The sequence below is a fragment of the Akkermansia muciniphila genome (assembly GCF_040616545.1).
GTDB lineage: Bacteria > Verrucomicrobiota > Verrucomicrobiia > Verrucomicrobiales > Akkermansiaceae > Akkermansia > Akkermansia muciniphila_E.
The window spans coordinates 1,126,700-1,143,711 of record NZ_CP156688.1 but is presented as its reverse complement, the minus strand read 5'-3'; the positions used below and the strand labels follow the sequence as shown (position 1 = coordinate 1,143,711).

The following is a 17,012-nucleotide window of genomic DNA, read 5'->3' as shown; positions in this document are numbered from 1 at the left end:
CATGGCGCTCCCGGGTTTTCCTTTATCCGCCAGGTTCAGGCATTCATAGCATAAGGGCGCTCCCTATCAGGAGCGCCCTTATGGTTTCCCGGCAATGCGCCGGAGAAGCAGGTTTTCCGGTTATTTCTTTTCCTTGGTAAAGTCAAGCTTGCCGCCCTTTTCCCTCACCACGATTTCCGTTCCTTCCGGGAATTCCCCTTCCAGGAGCTTGAGGCTGAGGGGATCCAGCAGGTCATGCTGGATGGCGCGCTTGAGCGGACGGGCTCCGTAGACGGGATCAAAGCCATGATCCGCCACCAGGGCCGTAGCCTCCGGAGTCATGCGCAGGAACAGGCCCTTGGCTTCCAGGCGTTTGCGGACACGCTTAAGCTGAATGTCCACAATGCCCTTGAGTTCTTCCGCCGTCAGGCGGTCAAAGATGATGATTTCATCAATGCGGTTCAGGAATTCCGGCCTGAAGTGGCCGCGCAGGGCATCCAGGGCCTTGGCTTCCCGCTGTTCCGGGTTGGATTCATTAAGGATGTACTGGCTGCCTATGTTGGAGGTCATGATGATGACCGTGTTGCGGAAGTCCACCGTACGCCCCTGCCCGTCCGTGATGCGGCCGTCATCCAGTACCTGGAGCAGCACGTTGAAGACGTCCGGATGGGCCTTTTCAATTTCATCAAAGAGGACCACGCAGTACGGATGGCGGCGCACGGCTTCAGAGAGCTGGCCGCCTTCTTCATAACCCACGTATCCGGGAGGCGCTCCAATGAGGCGCGCTACGGAGTGCTTTTCCATGTATTCCGACATGTCAATGCGGACGATGGCGTTTTCATTGTCAAAGAGGAATTCCGCCAGCGCCTTGCTGAGCTCCGTCTTGCCCACGCCCGTGGGCCCCAGGAACAGGAAGGAGCCGATGGGCTTGTTTTCATCCTGAAGTCCCGCGCGGGCACGCCTCACGGCGTCGGACACGGCCTTGACGGCCTGCTTCTGCCCGATCACCCGAGCGCCCAGGCGTTCTTCCATGTGCACCAGCTTGACGCGTTCCCCTTCCTGCAGGCGGTCGGCGGGAATGCCCGTCCAGGTGGCCACCACCTTGGCGATGTCCGCCTCCGTGACTTCCTCCTTCAGCAAGCCTCCGTCTTCCTTCTGCATTTTGTTAAGCTTTTCCTTGCCTTCCTTCAGGGCCTGTTCGGCTGCCGGGAGTTCACCGTACGTGATTTCGGAGGCGCGGGTCAGGTCCCCCATCCGCTTGGCCCGTTCACTTTCCAGTTTCAAGGCTTCTATTTTTTCCTGTTCCACGCGCACGGCGTCCAGAGCGGCTTTTTCACTTTTCCATTTGGCAATCATGGAGCCTGATTTTTCCTTCAGGTCAGCCAGGTCCTTGGTGATTTTTTCCAGCCGGGCCTTGCTGTCGGCATCCTTTTCCTTAGCCAGGGCCTGCCGCTCCATTTCAAGCTGCATGCCCTCGCGTTCAATCTGGTCGATCTCCGTGGGCATGGAGTCCAGCTCAATCTTGAGTCTGGCCGCCGCTTCGTCCACCAGGTCCACCGCCTTGTCAGGCAGGAAACGGTCGGAAATGTAACGGTCGGAAAGGGTGGCCGCCGCCACAATGGCGCCGTCCGTAATGCGCACGCCATGGTGCACTTCATAACGCTCCTTCAGGCCGCGCAGGATGGCAATGGTGTCTTCCACGCTGGGTTCCGCCACCATGACGGGCTGGAACCGGCGTTCCAGGGCGGCATCCTTTTCAATGTACTTGCGGTATTCATCCAACGTCGTCGCGCCGATGGTACGCAGTTCGCCGCGGGCCAGCGCAGGCTTGAGCAGGTTGGAGGCGTCCACGGCCCCTTCACTGGCGCCCGCCCCCACGATGGTGTGCAGCTCGTCAATGAACAGGATGATCTCACCGTTGGAGTCCGTTACTTCCTTGAGGAAGGATTTCAGACGCTCTTCAAATTCGCCGCGGTATTTGGCCCCCGCAAGCATGGACCCGATGTTCAGGGAGATGATACGCTTGTTGCGCATGCTTTCCGGCACGTCCCCGTTGACAATGCGGCGCGCGAGGCCTTCCGCAATGGCGGTCTTGCCCACGCCGGGCTCCCCAATGAGCACGGGGTTGTTCTTGGTCCGGCGGGAAAGGATCTGGAGGACGCGGCGGATTTCCGTGTCACGGCCGATGACGGGGTCAATCTTTCCGGCGCGGGCGCGGGCCGTCAGGTCCGTGCCGTATTTTTCCAGCGTCTGGTACTTGCCTTCCGGATTATCATCCGTCACGCGCTGGTTGCCGCGCACTTCCTTCATGGCGGCCAGATAGTTGTCCTTGGTCAATCCAAAGGTGTCCGTCAGCTGGTGCACCTTGTTCTGCGTGTCCAAGGCGCCCAGCATGAAGTGTTCCACGCTGAGGTAGTCGTCCTTGAGCTTTTTGCGCTCTTCTTCCGCGGCGTTCATCACCGTCTCCAGGTCACGCCCCATGCGGGGCTGCGTGGTCGCGCCGCTCTGGGAGGGTTCGCGGGCCACTTCCCTCTGCGCCGCCTGCAGCAGCAGGCCCGGATCACAGGAGGCTTTCCGGAGAATGGGGGACAGGATGCCGCCGTCCTGCTCCAGCAACGCCACCAGAACGTCCAGAGAGGAAATTTCCGGCTTCCCGAGCCGCCCCGCAGTCTGCTGCGCCTGCATCAGCGCTTCCTGAAATTTTGTTGTTAGATTGTTAAGCATGGTATGTTGGTAATTTAGACATAAGAATAACTCCAACCGTTGAATGGGAAAGCAGGATTTTTCCTGTTATCCAGATTTTTTTTGACCCTTCAAACTGCCTGTAATATTGTCATGTGCCCGGCATTTTTTAAAAAATCCGTATTTTAACTGCAATTCCTTATTTTCCTGTCTCCAGTTTCAGTTGTTCCTATGATCCGCATTCCTTTTCTTCCGCTTCTCTGCTCCGCCCTGCTCCTGGCCCATACAGCCGCCTCCGGCAGGGAGATGCCTTCCCCGTATCCGGCTCCGGAACCGGGCGTGCGCCTGACACCTCCGGAATCCCCTGCTCCCCTGATTAATGAACCGCGGCTTTTCGGCGCCACCCCCGGCGCGCCCATCCAGATGTCCATCAGCGCGAGCGGGAAGCGTCCGATGAGTTTTGCGGCCGCCAAGCTTCCTCCGGGATTGAAGCTGGACAGGGAAACCGGCGTCATTACCGGCAGAATCAGCCGCCCGGGCACTTACTCCTTTCCCGTGCAGGCGAGCAACAGCCACGGTAAAACCACCGGGACCCTGACCGTCCGCATCGGAAAGGAGATCTGCCTGACGCCTCCCATGGGCTGGAGCAGCTGGTATTCCTACAGCGGCGGCGTCAGCCAGGAAAATATCCTGAAAACCGCCCGGTTGATGGTGGAGTCCGGACTGGCCCAGTACGGTTATTCCTACGTCAACATTGACGATTGCTGGCAGGGCAGTCGGGGCGGCAAGTACCGCGCCATCCAGCCCAACAAACGTTTTCCGGACATGAAGTCCATGTGCCGTGAAATCCACCGCCTGGGGCTGAAGGCGGGGATTTATTCCACCCCCTGGATGGGCACTTATGCCGGTTACATGGGCGGCACTTCCCCCAATTCCCAGGGGGATTATTCCTCTCTGGCCCTGCCTGAAAACAAGCGCCCGCAGCCCGACCAGCTGTTCGGAGGCTGTCCCGGTTCCCAGCGGCTGGGAGCCGCCAAAATCGGCCCCGTATGGATGGTTTCCCAGGACGCCAAGCAGTGGGCGGAATGGGGTTTTGACTACGTCAAGATGGACTGGTACCTGATCGACGTGCCGAGCACGGAAAGAATTTCCGCCGATTTGAAGAAGAGCGGCCGGGACATTGTCCTGAGCGTTTCCAATTCCACTCCGTTTGAGATTGCCGCCCCCATCAGCAAAACGGCCAACGTCTGGCGTACCACCGGGGATATTGAGGATCACTGGGGGAGCTTGAAGAAGATCGCCTCCTCCCAGGAAAAATGGCAGCCTTATGCCGGACCGGGGCACTGGAATGATCCGGACATGCTCCAGATCGGCCGCCTGGGCAAGGTCGGGAAGGCGAACACCACGTTCCAGCCCACCCGTCTGACGCCGGACGAGCAGTATTTTCAAATGTCCTTCTGGGCCATGATCTCCGCCCCCCTGATTATTTCCTGTGATCTGGAGCACCTGGACGATTTCACGCGGGGCATCCTGTGCAACCGGGAAGTGATTGCCGTGAACCAGACGTTTCACGGCCCCTCGGAAAAGGTTTTAGCCCAAGATGGCTGCGAAGTCTGGATCAAGCCCCTGGGAGAAGGCCGTACTGCCGTCGGATTTTTCAATACGGGCAATGAACGCCAGACCGTGAAGGTTCCCCTTTCCCGGCTTAAACTGAAATCTCCCCAACATGTCCGCGACGTGTGGAAGCAGGAAAACGCCGGCACGGCGCGCCAGGAAATGAATGTGCAGCTCAACCCGCACGGGGCGGCCCTGTTCCTTCTGGAGGGTAAAAAATAGCCCGTGGGCCGGGAGGCTGCCTTCCGCCGCTTCATCAGTAAAAACCGCCCCGGCTGCCGGAGAAAGATGCGGAACCAAGGCGCCGGCTGACGCCGGGCGATTTTCCGCCGGGATTATTCTCCGGACCGGGGCGGCGTGGCGTTCCCTACCGCTAACCACGGGGCAATTTATCCAGCGCGGCGTTCAGGGTCATCACGTTGATCACGTTTTCCCCCAGAATTCCTCCCCGGACAAAGTGTTCCGCCACCAGTTCCCGGATTTTTTCCGGGGGCAGTCCGCGCGCGGCGGCCACACGGTTCAACTGGAATTCCGCCGCTTCCGGAGAGATGAAGGATTCCAGTCCGCTGCCGGACGCAAAGAGCATATCCGCCGGAACAGGCGTTTCCTCCGGCAGGTTGTGGGCTTTCAGCAGGGCCGCCCTGCGCTCTGCCACTGTCTTGACCAGCTCCCCGGAGGTCCAGGAGAGGTTGCTGGCTCCGGAAGGCATGGTAGCGTAGTCCCCGGCGGAGGGCCGGGGCCAGAAGTACCGGGCGGAGGTGAAGGGCTGGGCGATGAGCTCCGAGGCGATGACTTCCCCCCGTTCATTCCGGATCAGGGAACCGTGCGCCTGGTGGGGGAACAGAACCAGGCTGACAAGCGTGACAGCCAGGGGGTAAATGCCGCCGGTGATGACGGCCAGCGCCAGAAACAGGCGCAGATTGGGAAATGTCCATTTCATAATGATTCAGCAGGTTGGGTTTGATTTGTTCAGACGAGGTGCAGGGCGGTGACGGCCATGTCAATGAGCTTGATGCCTATGAAAGGCGCAATCAGGCCGCCTACCCCGTAAATGAGGATGTTGCGTTTCAGCAGGGAGGCCGCTCCCGCCGGACGGTAGGAGACCCCTTTCAAGGCCAGCGGGATCAGCGCCACGATGATGAGGGCGTTGAAGATCACGGCGCTGAGGATGGCGCTCTGCGGGGAGTGCAGGCCCATCACATTCAGGGCGGAGAGCGGTCCCTGGGCCATGCCGGCAGCTACAAAGAGACCGGCAAACATGGCGGGGATGATGGCGAAGTACTTGGCCACGTCATTGGCAAAGGAGAAGGTGGTCAGCGCGCCGCGGGTGATCAGCATTTGCTTGCCGATTTCCACGATTTCAATCAGCTTGGTCGGGTTGCTGTCCAGGTCCACCATGTTGCCGGCCTCCCGGGCGGCCTGCGTGCCGGTGTTCATCGCCACGCCCACGTCAGCCTGGGCCAGGGCGGGAGCGTCGTTTGTGCCGTCCCCCGTCATGGCCACCAGATGGCCTTCCGCCTGTTCTTCACGGATGCGCGCCAGCTTCATTTCCGGCGTGGCTTCCGCAATGAAGTCGTCCACCCCGGCCTCCGCCGCAATGGACGCGGCAGTCAGGGCATTGTCCCCGGTCACCATGACGGTGCGGATGCCCATGGCCCGGAGCCGGGCGAAGCGTTCCTTGATGCCGCCCTTGACGATGTCCTTCAGATAGATGACGCCCAGCACGTCCCTTCCCCGGGCCACCACCAGAGGCGTGCCGCCCGCCCGCGCGACGTTCTGCACAGTCATTTCCACCTCTTGCGGGAAGGTTCCGCCCTGGTCCTTCACCCACTGCGCCACGCTTTCCGCAGCGCCCTTCCGGATGGAAACGGCCGGCTGGCCATCGTGCTCCGCCATGTCCACGCCGCTCATGCGGGTGGAAGCGGAGAATGGAACAAAGGAGATGTGGTCCGCGTCCATGTGGCGCCCCCGGATCCCGAACTGCTTTTTGGCCAGCACCACGATGCTGCGGCCTTCCGGCGTTTCATCAGACAGGGAGGCGAGCTGGGCGGCTTCCGCCAGCTGCTGGTCCTCCACGCCGGGCGCAGGCAGGAATTCATTCGCCATGCGGTTGCCGAAGGTGATAGTTCCGGTCTTGTCCAGCATCAGCACGTCAATGTCCCCGGCCGCTTCCACGGCACGGCCGGACGTAGCCAGCACGTTCCGGCGCACCAGCCGGTCAATGCCGCTGATGCCGATGGCGCTTAGCAGGCCGCCGATCGTCGTCGGGATCAGGCACACCAGCAGGGAGACCAGGATGGGCAGGGAGATATGGCCGTCCGCCCTGAAGCCCAGCGCCCGGGCGGAATCTTCAATGTATCCGGCCATGGCTGGGAGGGAAAGCACTACGGCAATGAAGACGATGGTCAGCGCCACCAGCAGGATGCCCAGCGCTATTTCATTGGGCGTTTTCTGCCGGCTGGCGCCTTCCACCATGGCGATCATGCGGTCCAAGAAGGTATTGCCCGGTTCCGCCGTGATGCGGATGACGATGCCGTCACTGATCACGCGGGTGCCCCCCGTTACGGCGCTGCGGTCGCCCCCGCTTTCACGGATGACCGGGGCGGATTCCCCGGTAATGGCAGATTCGTCCACGCTGGCGATGCCTTCAATCACCTCGCCGTCAAGCGGGATGACGTCCCCGGCCTCACACAGCACTTTCTGTCCCTTGCGCAGCTCGGAAACGGAGACGATTTCCTCCGTGCCCTTGTCCGTCAGGAGGCGGGCGTTCACATAGACGCGCATTTTTTTCAGGGCGTCCGCCTGGGCCTTTCCGCGGCCTTCCGCCAATGCTTCCGCAAAGTTGGCGAACAGGACGGTGAACCAGAGCCAGAGCGTGATTTGCAGGGTAAAGCCGAAGGGCTGCCCGGCAGCGATATCCCTGACAAGGACAATTGTGGCAATCAGAGCGCCGATGGCCGTGACGAACATCACGAAGTTTTTAGACAGGGCGCGCGGGTCAAATTTGCGCAGCGCGTCCCTGAAGGCCGTTTTCAGCATGGCCCCGGTGCACCAGGATTGATTCTTTTTTTCTTCTTTCATCATCGTAAAATCTGGATTGTTGGTGAATATGCCTTACAGCATGGTTCCCGAATACAGGAGCAAATGCTCCAGAACGGGCCCCAGGGCCAGGGCCGGGAAGAAGGTGAGGGCGCCTACAATCAGCACCACGGCCACCAGCAGGACCATGAACATCAGGTTGTCCGTCGCCATGGTGCCCTGGGCCGGCGGCGCGGTTTTCTTGGATACCATGCTGCCCGCAATGATCATCACCGGAATGATGGCTCCGAAGCGCGCCAGCAGCATCGCCAGGCCGCCCAGCACGGAATAGAAAGGCGTATCCCCCACGGCCAGGCCCGCAAAGGCGCTGCCGTTGTTCCCGGCCTGGGAACCGAAGCAGTACAGGATTTCCGTCAGCCCGTGAGGTCCGGCGTTGCAGATGGATTCACGTCCCACTTCCGTAGCGGCGGCCAGCCCGCTCATGACCAGGACGGCTATGCCGGGCAGCAGAACACCCACCATGGACCAGCGCACTTCCCGCGCTTCAATTTTTTTGCCCAGGAATTCGGGGGTGCGCCCTACCATCAGGCCGCACAGGAACACGGTAATCATGGCGAACATCAGCATGCCGTACAGGCCGCAGCCCAGGCCGCCGAAGATCACCTCACCCAGCAGCATGTTGAACAGGGCGATGCCGCCGCCCAGCGGAGACATGCTGCAATGCATGCAGTTCACGGAACCGTTGGAGGAAGCCGTGGTAGCCACGGACCAGAGGGAGCTGTTCGTAACACCCAGGCGCACTTCCTTGCCCTCCAGCATTTCCATGCCGGGGAACAGCGGGTTGCCCGCGTGTTCCGCCCACTGGGACAGCCCGATAGTCGTCACGAGCAGAAGCATCATGGCGCCGAAGATGATCCAGCCCTGCTTCTTTTTTCCGATCATCACGCCATAGGCGTACGGGCAGGCGCAGCCGATCAGGAGCAGGGAGAGCATTTCAACCATGTTGCTGAAGGGCGTGGGGTTTTCAAAGGGATGCGTGCTGTTGTTCCCGAAGAAGCCGCCGCCATTCGTCCCAAGCTGCTTGATGGCCACCTGGGAGGCCGCCGGACCGTTGGGGATCACCTGTTCCACGCCATCCATGCCCGGCACGGTGACGGGCCCGTCAAAGGACTGCACCACTCCCTGGGAGACCAGCAGAAGCGCGACGACTACGGAAATCGGAATCAGGAAGTACAGGGTGCTGCGCGTCAGGTCCGCCCAGAAGTTGCCCAGGGTGGAGGCGCATTTCCTTTTCAGCCCGCGGATCAGGGCAGCCATGACGGCAATCCCCGTGGCGGCGCTGACGAAGTTCTGGACGCCCAGCCCGGTCATCTGCACAAAGTAGCTGATGCCCTCCGGCCCTTCGCCGGAGTAGAACTGCCAGTTCGTATTGGTCATAAAGCTGATGGCCGTATTCAGGGCAATGTCCCACCGCATGTTTTCCGTGCCGGCGGGATTCAGCGGCAGCCATTTCTGGCACAGCAGGGAAAGGAAGAGGATGAGGAATCCGGCGGCGTTAAACAGAAGAACGGCCGTCAGATACTTTTTCCAGTCCATTTCGCGGGAGGGGTCCACGCCGGCCACACGGTACGTGCAGCGCTCCACGGGGCCCAGAACCGGGGAAAGCCAGGTCCGCTTTCCCTGTAAAACATTCGCCAGCCACTTCCCGAGCAACGGGGTGAAGGCGACCAGTATGCCTATGAATAGGACAATGATTAACAAGTCGTGTGAGGACATAACGCTACTCTATACATATTCCGGAAATTTCGGGTAGTTAACAAAGGGCTTCCGGACATTAAGAAATTGTTAATTTCCCTCCGGAAGCCCGTTTTCATGCCGTCCGTACGCCGTTAGAATTCCACGCCCAGGCGGAAGCCCACCCAGAACTCGTCCCCGGCGTCCCTGCGGCGCAGCACCGTGGCCGCCTGGGAATAGTTGACGGAGCCGGAAAGCGAATAATGTTCCGCAAACCGCCACGTCACGCCCAGGCTCCAGTCAATGCAGTTGGAGCCGTCATCATAGTCCACGTTATAACCGCCGTTATACCCGTACCTGACCATGGGGGCCACGGTCACGTTTTCCAGAGGGGACCATTCCAGCTGCACAAAGGCGCTGTAATAGGCTTCAAAATCCTGATGCTCCACTTTTACCTGGGTTTCCGCTCCCACGGTCAGCCAGTCCGTCACGGCATAGGAGACGGTCAGAGCCGGATTGGCTACATTGTAATCCTGCGTGAAATAGAACTGGTGCTCATACCAGGGATTGACGGTCCACTTTCCCAGCTTCCAGGCGTAGCCCAGCACCAGGTCCAGTTCATCGTAATTGGCGGAATCCCCTCCGGCGTACCAGGCGCTGAGCGTAAGGTCCTTCCAGGAAATGCTCGGAGCCACTTCCCAAATGCCGCTGCCCGGCAGGCAGTCCAGCCCTTCCGTCACATATTTGCTGGACCACCCCGCGGAAAGGGAAAAGGCCCAGTCTGTGTCCGTGGAGGGTATGGCGGCCTCCTGTACTCTCGCCAGGGAGGGAGCAGCCGGGAAAGACGTTTCTCCGCCCATGCAGGCGGTTCCTGTTATCATGGCGCAGCCCAGGGCTGCGGCCCCTATGTTTCTTGCGATGTGTGTAATCTTCATAAAGACGTATCGAATACGTCCTGAATCCTACACAGCATATTGACCTGCGTGAAGTTAAGCCATGCCCTGCAACCGTTATGAAAAAATATATTTTTCCGGATGCCACGGTTGGAACGCCGCAATTTTTCCCGGCCCGCGGGAATGGAAAAAAGAATTATTCAGCCCCGTCTGCCACAATCCTGTACCCCAGGCCGGATTCCGCGCGGATGATGCGGTTTTCCGGATCGGAATCCCCCAGCTTCTGCCGCAGGTGGGCAATGTGCACCCGGAGGTAGTGCGTATCTTCCTCATGCTGGGGGCCCCAGATTTCACGGAGCAGCTGGCGGTGGGTCATCACCTTACCCTGGTGAAGCAACAGCAGGCGCAGAATGCCGTATTCCTTGGAGGTCAGGTGGATTTCCTCCTTCCCCTTCTCCACGCGCCGGGAACTCAGGTCCACGACAATGGATCCCAGCCGGAACACGGAGGGCTCCCTGTCCGGACGGTTGCGCCGCAGCATCACGCGCAGGCGCGCCAGCAATTCACGGCCGCTGAACGGCTTGGTCAGGTAATCGTCCGCCCCGGCGTCTAGGGCGTCCACCTTCTCATCCTCCCTGTCCCAGGCCGTCAGGATCAGAATGGGCACCTGAGTCCATTCCCGAAGCTGTTTCAATACTTCCAGGCCGCTGATGTCCGGAAGGCCCAGGTCCAGAATAATGGCGTCAGGCCGTTTCAGCGCGGTCTCGCTCAGGCCCAGTTGTCCGTTCTCACACTCGCGGACATGGTAGCCTGCCCCGGCCAGCGTGAGGTTCAGAAGACGGCGTATCTGCCGTTCGTCATCAATAATCAGGATATCTGCGGGAAGGTCGCTCATCAGGCAGGGGGGTATTTATTCTTCAGGAACATGATCATGCTCCACCAGGGGAAAGACAAGGCGGAAACAGGTTCCGGCGGAAACGGGCACCAGGGAGACGGCCCCATGCTGGGCCTCCATGAAACCGCGCACGATGGGAAGCCCCAGGCCCAGGCCGCCGGGCCGCGTCGTCCGGAAACGTTCAAATATGGTTTCCGCCCGTTCGGGGGGAATGCCCGGCCCCAGGTCATGGACATCCAGCCAGACCTGGCCGCGCGCGGGATCGGCTCCGCCCTTCAGCGTAATGGGGGTTCCCGCAGGAGTATGAACGCAGGCATTCAGCAGCAGATTGACCAGCACCTGCTCCATCAGGGAGAAATCCGCCTTCACCAGCGGATAATCCGGCGGCAGGGCGACGGACACGGGATGGTTACGGCGCGCCTCCCTGGTGGCGGCCAGCGCCCCTTCAATCACGTCCCCCAGGTCGCACCAGTCCAGTCTGGGTTTCAGGGCGCCGGATTCCAGGCGGCTCACGTCCAGAAGATTCTTCACCAGACGGCGCAGGCGGCGCGCGGCCAGCAGGATTTCCCCGTACTCCTCCCGTTCCTCCGGCGCGGACGCGGCGCGCCCGGCCAGCTTCTCACAGCCGCCCTCAATCACGGCCAGAGGCGTCTTGAACTCATGGGAAACGCTGTCCAGCAGGGAACGGTGCAGTTTTTCAGATTCCTCCATGAGCCGCGTACGCGCCCGTTCCGCCCGCAATTCTTCGCGCTCCAGCGCCATGGCCAGCTGCGCGCCCATGCTTTCCAGCAAATCCTTCTGTCCGGCCGTAAGGCGCTCCCCTTCCCCCGGTCTCACGCCAAGCACGCCCATGCAGCGTTCCCCGGATATCATGGGGAGGTAAAATCCTTCCGCCACCGGGAGCGTATCCGTAAACCTGCCTGCGGGACGGCGGTGCTCCATGCACCAGGCCGCCACGCTCCATTCCTTCTCATCCATGGGAAAAGCTCCGCCGGGCTCCCAAATTTTCAGCCTGCCGCTGTCTTCCGGCGTCATGGCCGCCAGGCGCACCCCCATGATCTGGCTCATCTGGCCCACGGCCACGGAAATCAGGGACGGAACATCCGCCGCGGAGGCAAGCGCGCGCGAGTACAGGAACAGGGCGTTCGTCTTCTTTTCACGCTCCCGCTCCTCCTGCTCCCGCACCCTCAGCCGTGATGTAAGACGCCCGGTGGACAGGGCCACCAGGAAGAAAAACACGCACAGCAGGGCGTCATCCAGCCGCTCTATCTTGAAGGTCAGAACCGGGGGGATGAACAGCAGGTTCCACAGCAGGGCGCTCAGCGCGGCGGCCATCAGCATGGCCCACCGGGAGCGGATGAAAAATCCCAGCCCCACCACGCCGGCCAGGTAAAGAAAACCCGGCGCAAAATATCCCGTAAACGCCGCCATCAACAGCCCCAGGCCCGTGACCGCCGCCGTTACGCCTGCGGCCAGCCAGTAATCCCGGCCATATTTTTCCGTTTCACGGTGCCAGCTCTTCCACCGGTTCCGGACCGGGCCGGGAGCGGCGGGAACCACGTAAATGTCAATCTGGTCGCTCCCCTTCACCAGTTTGTCCACCAGGGACATGGGCCGCACCAGCCCCCACAGGTAGGTCTCCTGCGGTTTTCCCACTACAATCTGGCTGACGTTTCTTAAAAAGGCCATGCGGAGCAGCGTTTCCGCCAGGTCGGAGCCGGGCATCACGACCACCTCCGCCCCCAGCCGCCGCGCCAGTTCCAGATTGGCGTCCAGCCGCTGCTGCTGTTCGGGGGACAGCGGCACGCCCGTATCCACGGAAAGTGCAATCCACGGAGCGTTCAGGGCGTAGGCCATGCGGCGAGTCCACCGCACCAGCCGGGCGGAAAACGGGCTGGGCCCCACCGCCACCATCAGCCGTTCCCCACTGCGCCAGATGGAGCGGTCCCCGGAGATGGTGCGCACCTCCGTCAGCTCATGGTCCACCTTCTCCGCCATGATGCGCAGGGCCAGCTCCCGGAGAGCCGTCAGGTTGGACTCCTTGAAAAAATGGTCCAGGGCGGCGGAAGCCTGGGGAGCGCTGTACACCTTCCCTTCCTGAAGGCGCGTCCGCAGCTGGTCCGGCGTAATGTCCACCAGCTGGATGCAGTCCGCCTCCGCCAGCACGGAATCCGGCACGGTTTCCTGCACGGGAGCGGCGGTAATGTCATGCACGGTATCGGAACGGCTTTCCAGATGCTGCACGTTCAGCGTGGTGTAAACGTCTATGCCTGCGGCCAGCAAATCCTCCACGTCCTGGTAGCGCTTCCTGTGGCGCATTCCGGGGACGTTGGTATGCGCCAGCTCGTCCACCAGAATGAGCTGGGGCTTGATGCGCAGCGCCTCCTCCAGATCAAACTCCTCCATCTCCACGCCCCGGTAAACCACTTTTTTCATGGGGAGGCGCGGCAGCCTGCCGATAAGGCGCATCGTATCCTCCCGGCCATGGGATTCCGCCACGCCTGTCATGACCTGCACGCCCTTGTCCGCCGCCTGAATGGCCGCCTCCAGCATGGCGTACGTCTTTCCCACCCCCGGCGCCATGCCGAAGAAGATTTTCAACAGGCCGCGGCCGGGGCGGGATTCCTCCCTCCGGATGGAGGCCAGAATCCTGTCTGCCCGCTGGCTGTCCGAATGCGCTTCTGAAAACATGAAAAAGGGGGTCTCCGTCTTTTAAACAGATTCACTTTAATGGAACCACGTTCGCAGCGCAAATAAAACAGACCAGAAAAAACGTTAAAATTTTATTAATTTCCCCCGCACTTTCCCATTTCTGTTTTCTTTCTCCACCCTTTCCGCTATCACGTACTCTTGGAATCTTTTTTCCCTTTTCACCATGAACGTCTTCCACACTCTCCGCCGCACTTTCACCGCCGCCATCCTGTTTTTCCTGTACCTGGGCTCCGTCATGGCGCTGCGGGCGGACGAGGCCGTTTCTGAAAACTTTGATTCCTTCCAGACGGGCGGATTCACCTCCCTTACGACCGCGCTGGGAACCATGACGGCGGAAAGCGGCCATGCCGCCATTGCCAATAACCGCTGGTCTTCCCAGCCCAACTGCCTGCGGCTCATAGGCCTGGGTGCGGGGACGAAAAGCACGGCCACGCTGACCCTGCCTGCTCCCCTGGCCGTTAAAAAAATGCTTTCCCTGACGGGGGAACGCTGGACGTCCGCCAATCCCTTCTCCTTCACCATCCATGCCGCGGACCGGGAAGGGAAGGAAACCCTGGTTGCGGACGGCTCCTCCCTGAAAACGGGCGGCAACCCCATGACCCAGCAGGTGACGGGAACCATCCCTTCCGGCACTGCCGTCCTGATCTTCCGTTGCGAGGCCCCCGCCAATACAGGTGTCCTCCTGGATGATCTGGCCTTTTCCGAATTCAAGCCTTTTTCCAGCGCGGCAGAAGCGTGGCCCGCCATGATCCGCATGGAGGCCAACGGCATTCTCCGTTTTTCCCTGACGGAAACTCCCTCCACTTATGCCGGCATGGCCGTCACCGTGGACATGGGCCCGTCCGATGACCTGGGAGACATTGAAAGCGTCTCTCTTTACACCGGGGACGCCAACAACATTTACTCCACACCCGCCTACGGCAGCAGCGGCCACGGCGCCATGAGCTCCCCCGGCATCCTGGCCAGCCCCGCCCAGCCGCCGGCCCCCGTCATGACCTTCTCCGTCACTCCGGGGGCGCTCACGGACGGCCAGCAATACTACTTCTGGGTCAGCGTCAAACTCAAGGATTCCGCCAGCATGGACCACAAGGTGGGCGCCAGAATCGCCTCCGTTACCGTGGACGGGGAAACGACGGATGTTACCGGCGGAGTGACGGCCCGGCAGCGGATAGGCTATGCCATCGCCAAGGCGAACGACCCCGTTTACGGGGGACCCACGGAAGGAAAGACCTCCAGGAAATTCCGCATTCCGGGCATTGTGCGCGCCAGGAACGGAGACCTGGTCTCCGTCTTTGACATCCGCTACGACGGCCGGAACGACATGCAGGCCAATATTGACACGGGGTGCAGCCGCTCCACGGACAACGGCCGCACCTGGACGCCCGTCAACGTGGCCGTCAACTTCAACCCCACGGGCAATTCCGCCAATGATTACAACTCCGGCTACGGCGTCAGCGACCCCTGCATCCTGCTGGATGAAGTCAACGGCACCCTGTGGGTGGCAGGCATCGCCAGGCACGGGCTGGCCTCCTCCAAGGCCAACGTGGATGTGGAAAGCCTGGAAACCGTCCAGTACGTAGTGGCATACAGCACGGATAACGGCCAGACATGGGGGTCCGCAGACCCGGATACCGGGGAGTTCGTGAAAACGAAGCCCCGGAGCATTAACGGGGACATCAAGAACAGGGCCTGGAAATCCTTCTTCCAGGGCCCGGGCCACGGCATTACGATGAAAAAAACGGTCAATGGCGTGCGCCCCATTGTCTTCCCCTCCCAGATATGGACGGGTACCAGCGGCGCGGGCACGCCCCAGTCCTGCATCATTTATTCCCTGGACCGCGGCCAGACCTGGATCAGCGAGGATACCGGAAAATCCGGCACGCTCGGCATCGGGGCCAGCTCCAGCGAATGCGTGGTCACGGAGCTGAGCGACGGGCGCCTGATGCTCAACGCCCGCAATGAAAACAAGAGCGGCTACAGAAAAGTCTTCACGACGGACGACATGGGGAAAACGTGGACAGCCCACGCCACCAACCTGAAAGCGCTGCCGGAGCCCGCCGCCTGCCAGGCCAGCCAGCTTGCCGTGGAAAACTCCGGGAACATCGGCAGGGCCCTTCTCTTCTCCAACCCCGCCAAAACCGCCGCCCCCCGCGCCCTGATGACCCTCAAAGCCTCCTTTGACGAAGGCGCCACGTGGCCCGCGAACCGCCAGGTTCTCTATGATTCCCGCCCCTGCGCCGGCTATTCCGACATATGCGAGGCGGGAGACGGCCACATCGGCGTACTATATGAAGGGCTCAATGGGGATGAGAATATCTTCTTCCTCCGCATTCCGCATGGTGAATTCCTCCCCTCCCTGGACGTTCCCGCCGCCCAAACCATCCGCGTGGAGGCGGAAGGAGTGACGGCCGCCACGTTCACCGTCTCCAGTGATGATTCCTGGACAGTCTCCTCCTCCGCAGACTGGATCACCGTTTCTCCGGTTTCCGGCTCCGGAAACGGCACGTTCACGTACAGCGCGGACCGCTGGGAAGGCGCGGGAGAACGCACCGGCGCCATCACCGTTACCGTTCCCGGCGTCCAGCCGGCCGTGGTCACCATCATCCAGTCCGGCAGGGCTCCCGCCCTGGCCGTGTCCCCCGGCGCCCACGTTCTTCCCAAAAACGGGGGAACGGCCATTTTCTCCGTCACCTGTGATGCCGCGTGGACCGTTTCCAAAACGGCGGACTGGGTGAACATCACCGGAATGCAAGGAGCGGAAACGGGTAATGGAACCGTATCCATTGCCGTAGCGGCCAATCCCGGGGAAAGCTCCCGCACGGCCGGATTCTCCTTTTCCTCCTTTGGAACCGTCCGCTCCGCTACCGTGGTTCAACGGGGGCAAAAACGCACCTGGGATGAATGGAAAGAGGATGAAATCACCTCCCGTGACCCAGACACGGACCAGACGGGGCCCAATGACTCCCCTGCGGGGGACGGCATTCCCAACCTGCTGAAATACGCCACGGGCCTGGACCCTCTCAAACCCTGCGGGAGCGTGGTGCAGGTTTCCACGGAGGAAGCGGGCGGCGGCACTTTTCTGGCGCTGGACTGGCCCGTCAATCCGGAAGCCACGGGAATCAGGCATCTGGTGGAAGCCTCTGAAGACCTCCGCACCTGGACGGAAATAACGGAAGTGGAGACGGAGGGCAAAAGCTCCGCCACCTTCCGGGATACCGTTCCCATGAACGCGGAAGGCCCCCGGAGGCGCTTCCTGCGTCTGAAAATCTCCCGGGAAGGGGAAAACGCGCCTTAAGGGCAGAACTACGCGCGGCACAGGAAACCTCCCGGTGAAGGGAGAAAAACTCTCCGGACAGCCTTGCATTCCGGACAGCGGCGGAAAATGCCGCGGGCACGTCTGAAATCAACGATTCCAGCGTTTTCCGTGTTCCCGGCTGCCGGCAGAAGCCGCCATGCCTTCTCCC

Annotated in this window: 9 protein-coding genes; 2 read left to right on the top strand and 7 right to left on the bottom strand. The window is 61.1% G+C overall.

The window, feature by feature from the left end:
- Positions 1-120: 120 nt before the first annotated feature.
- Positions 121-2,703 (bottom strand): ATP-dependent chaperone ClpB, encoded by a 2,583-nt coding sequence (gene clpB / locus ABGM91_RS04650; protein WP_215426762.1) that lies wholly within the window; start codon positions 2,701-2,703, stop codon positions 121-123.
- 189 nt (positions 2,704-2,892) lie between these two features.
- Here clpB and ABGM91_RS04645 point away from each other — a divergent pair, with 189 nt between their 5' ends.
- On the top strand, positions 2,893-4,497 hold the full coding sequence (locus ABGM91_RS04645; RefSeq protein WP_354834055.1) for a putative Ig domain-containing protein: 1,605 nt from the start codon (positions 2,893-2,895) through the stop codon (positions 4,495-4,497).
- 151 nt (positions 4,498-4,648) lie between these two features.
- On the opposite strand, the gene kdpC is transcribed toward ABGM91_RS04645, so the two are convergent.
- The 6 genes from kdpC to ABGM91_RS04615 all read right to left on the bottom strand — a co-directional run bounded on the left by kdpC (position 4,649) and on the right by ABGM91_RS04615 (position 13,527).
- Positions 4,649-5,215: a potassium-transporting ATPase subunit KdpC gene (gene kdpC / locus ABGM91_RS04640; protein ID WP_354834053.1), complete on the bottom strand. Its 567-nt coding sequence runs from the start codon at positions 5,213-5,215 to the stop codon at positions 4,649-4,651.
- Between the two features lie 29 nt (positions 5,216-5,244).
- Positions 5,245-7,356, bottom strand: coding sequence for a potassium-transporting ATPase subunit KdpB (gene kdpB, locus ABGM91_RS04635; RefSeq protein ID WP_354834815.1), 2,112 nt, complete (start codon positions 7,354-7,356; stop codon positions 5,245-5,247).
- A 33-nt stretch (positions 7,357-7,389) separates the two neighbouring features.
- Positions 7,390-9,090 (bottom strand): potassium-transporting ATPase subunit KdpA, encoded by a 1,701-nt coding sequence (kdpA, locus tag ABGM91_RS04630; RefSeq protein WP_354834051.1) that lies wholly within the window; start codon positions 9,088-9,090, stop codon positions 7,390-7,392.
- A 113-nt stretch (positions 9,091-9,203) separates the two neighbouring features.
- Positions 9,204-9,983 (bottom strand): TonB-dependent receptor, encoded by a 780-nt coding sequence (locus ABGM91_RS04625; RefSeq protein ID WP_354834049.1) that lies wholly within the window; start codon positions 9,981-9,983, stop codon positions 9,204-9,206.
- Between the two features lie 154 nt (positions 9,984-10,137).
- A complete protein-coding gene (locus ABGM91_RS04620) occupies positions 10,138-10,836 on the bottom strand; it encodes a response regulator transcription factor (RefSeq protein WP_354834047.1) in 699 nt (232 codons plus the stop codon).
- Positions 10,837-10,851: 15 nt separating this feature from the next.
- Positions 10,852-13,527, bottom strand: coding sequence for a sensor histidine kinase KdpD (locus tag ABGM91_RS04615; protein WP_354834045.1), 2,676 nt, complete (start codon positions 13,525-13,527; stop codon positions 10,852-10,854).
- A gap of 184 nt (positions 13,528-13,711) precedes the next feature.
- On the opposite strand from ABGM91_RS04615, the gene ABGM91_RS04610 reads away from it, so the two are divergent.
- On the top strand, positions 13,712-16,843 hold the full coding sequence (locus tag ABGM91_RS04610) for an exo-alpha-sialidase (protein ID WP_354834043.1): 3,132 nt from the start codon (positions 13,712-13,714) through the stop codon (positions 16,841-16,843).
- Positions 16,844-17,012: the final 169 nt, after the last annotated feature.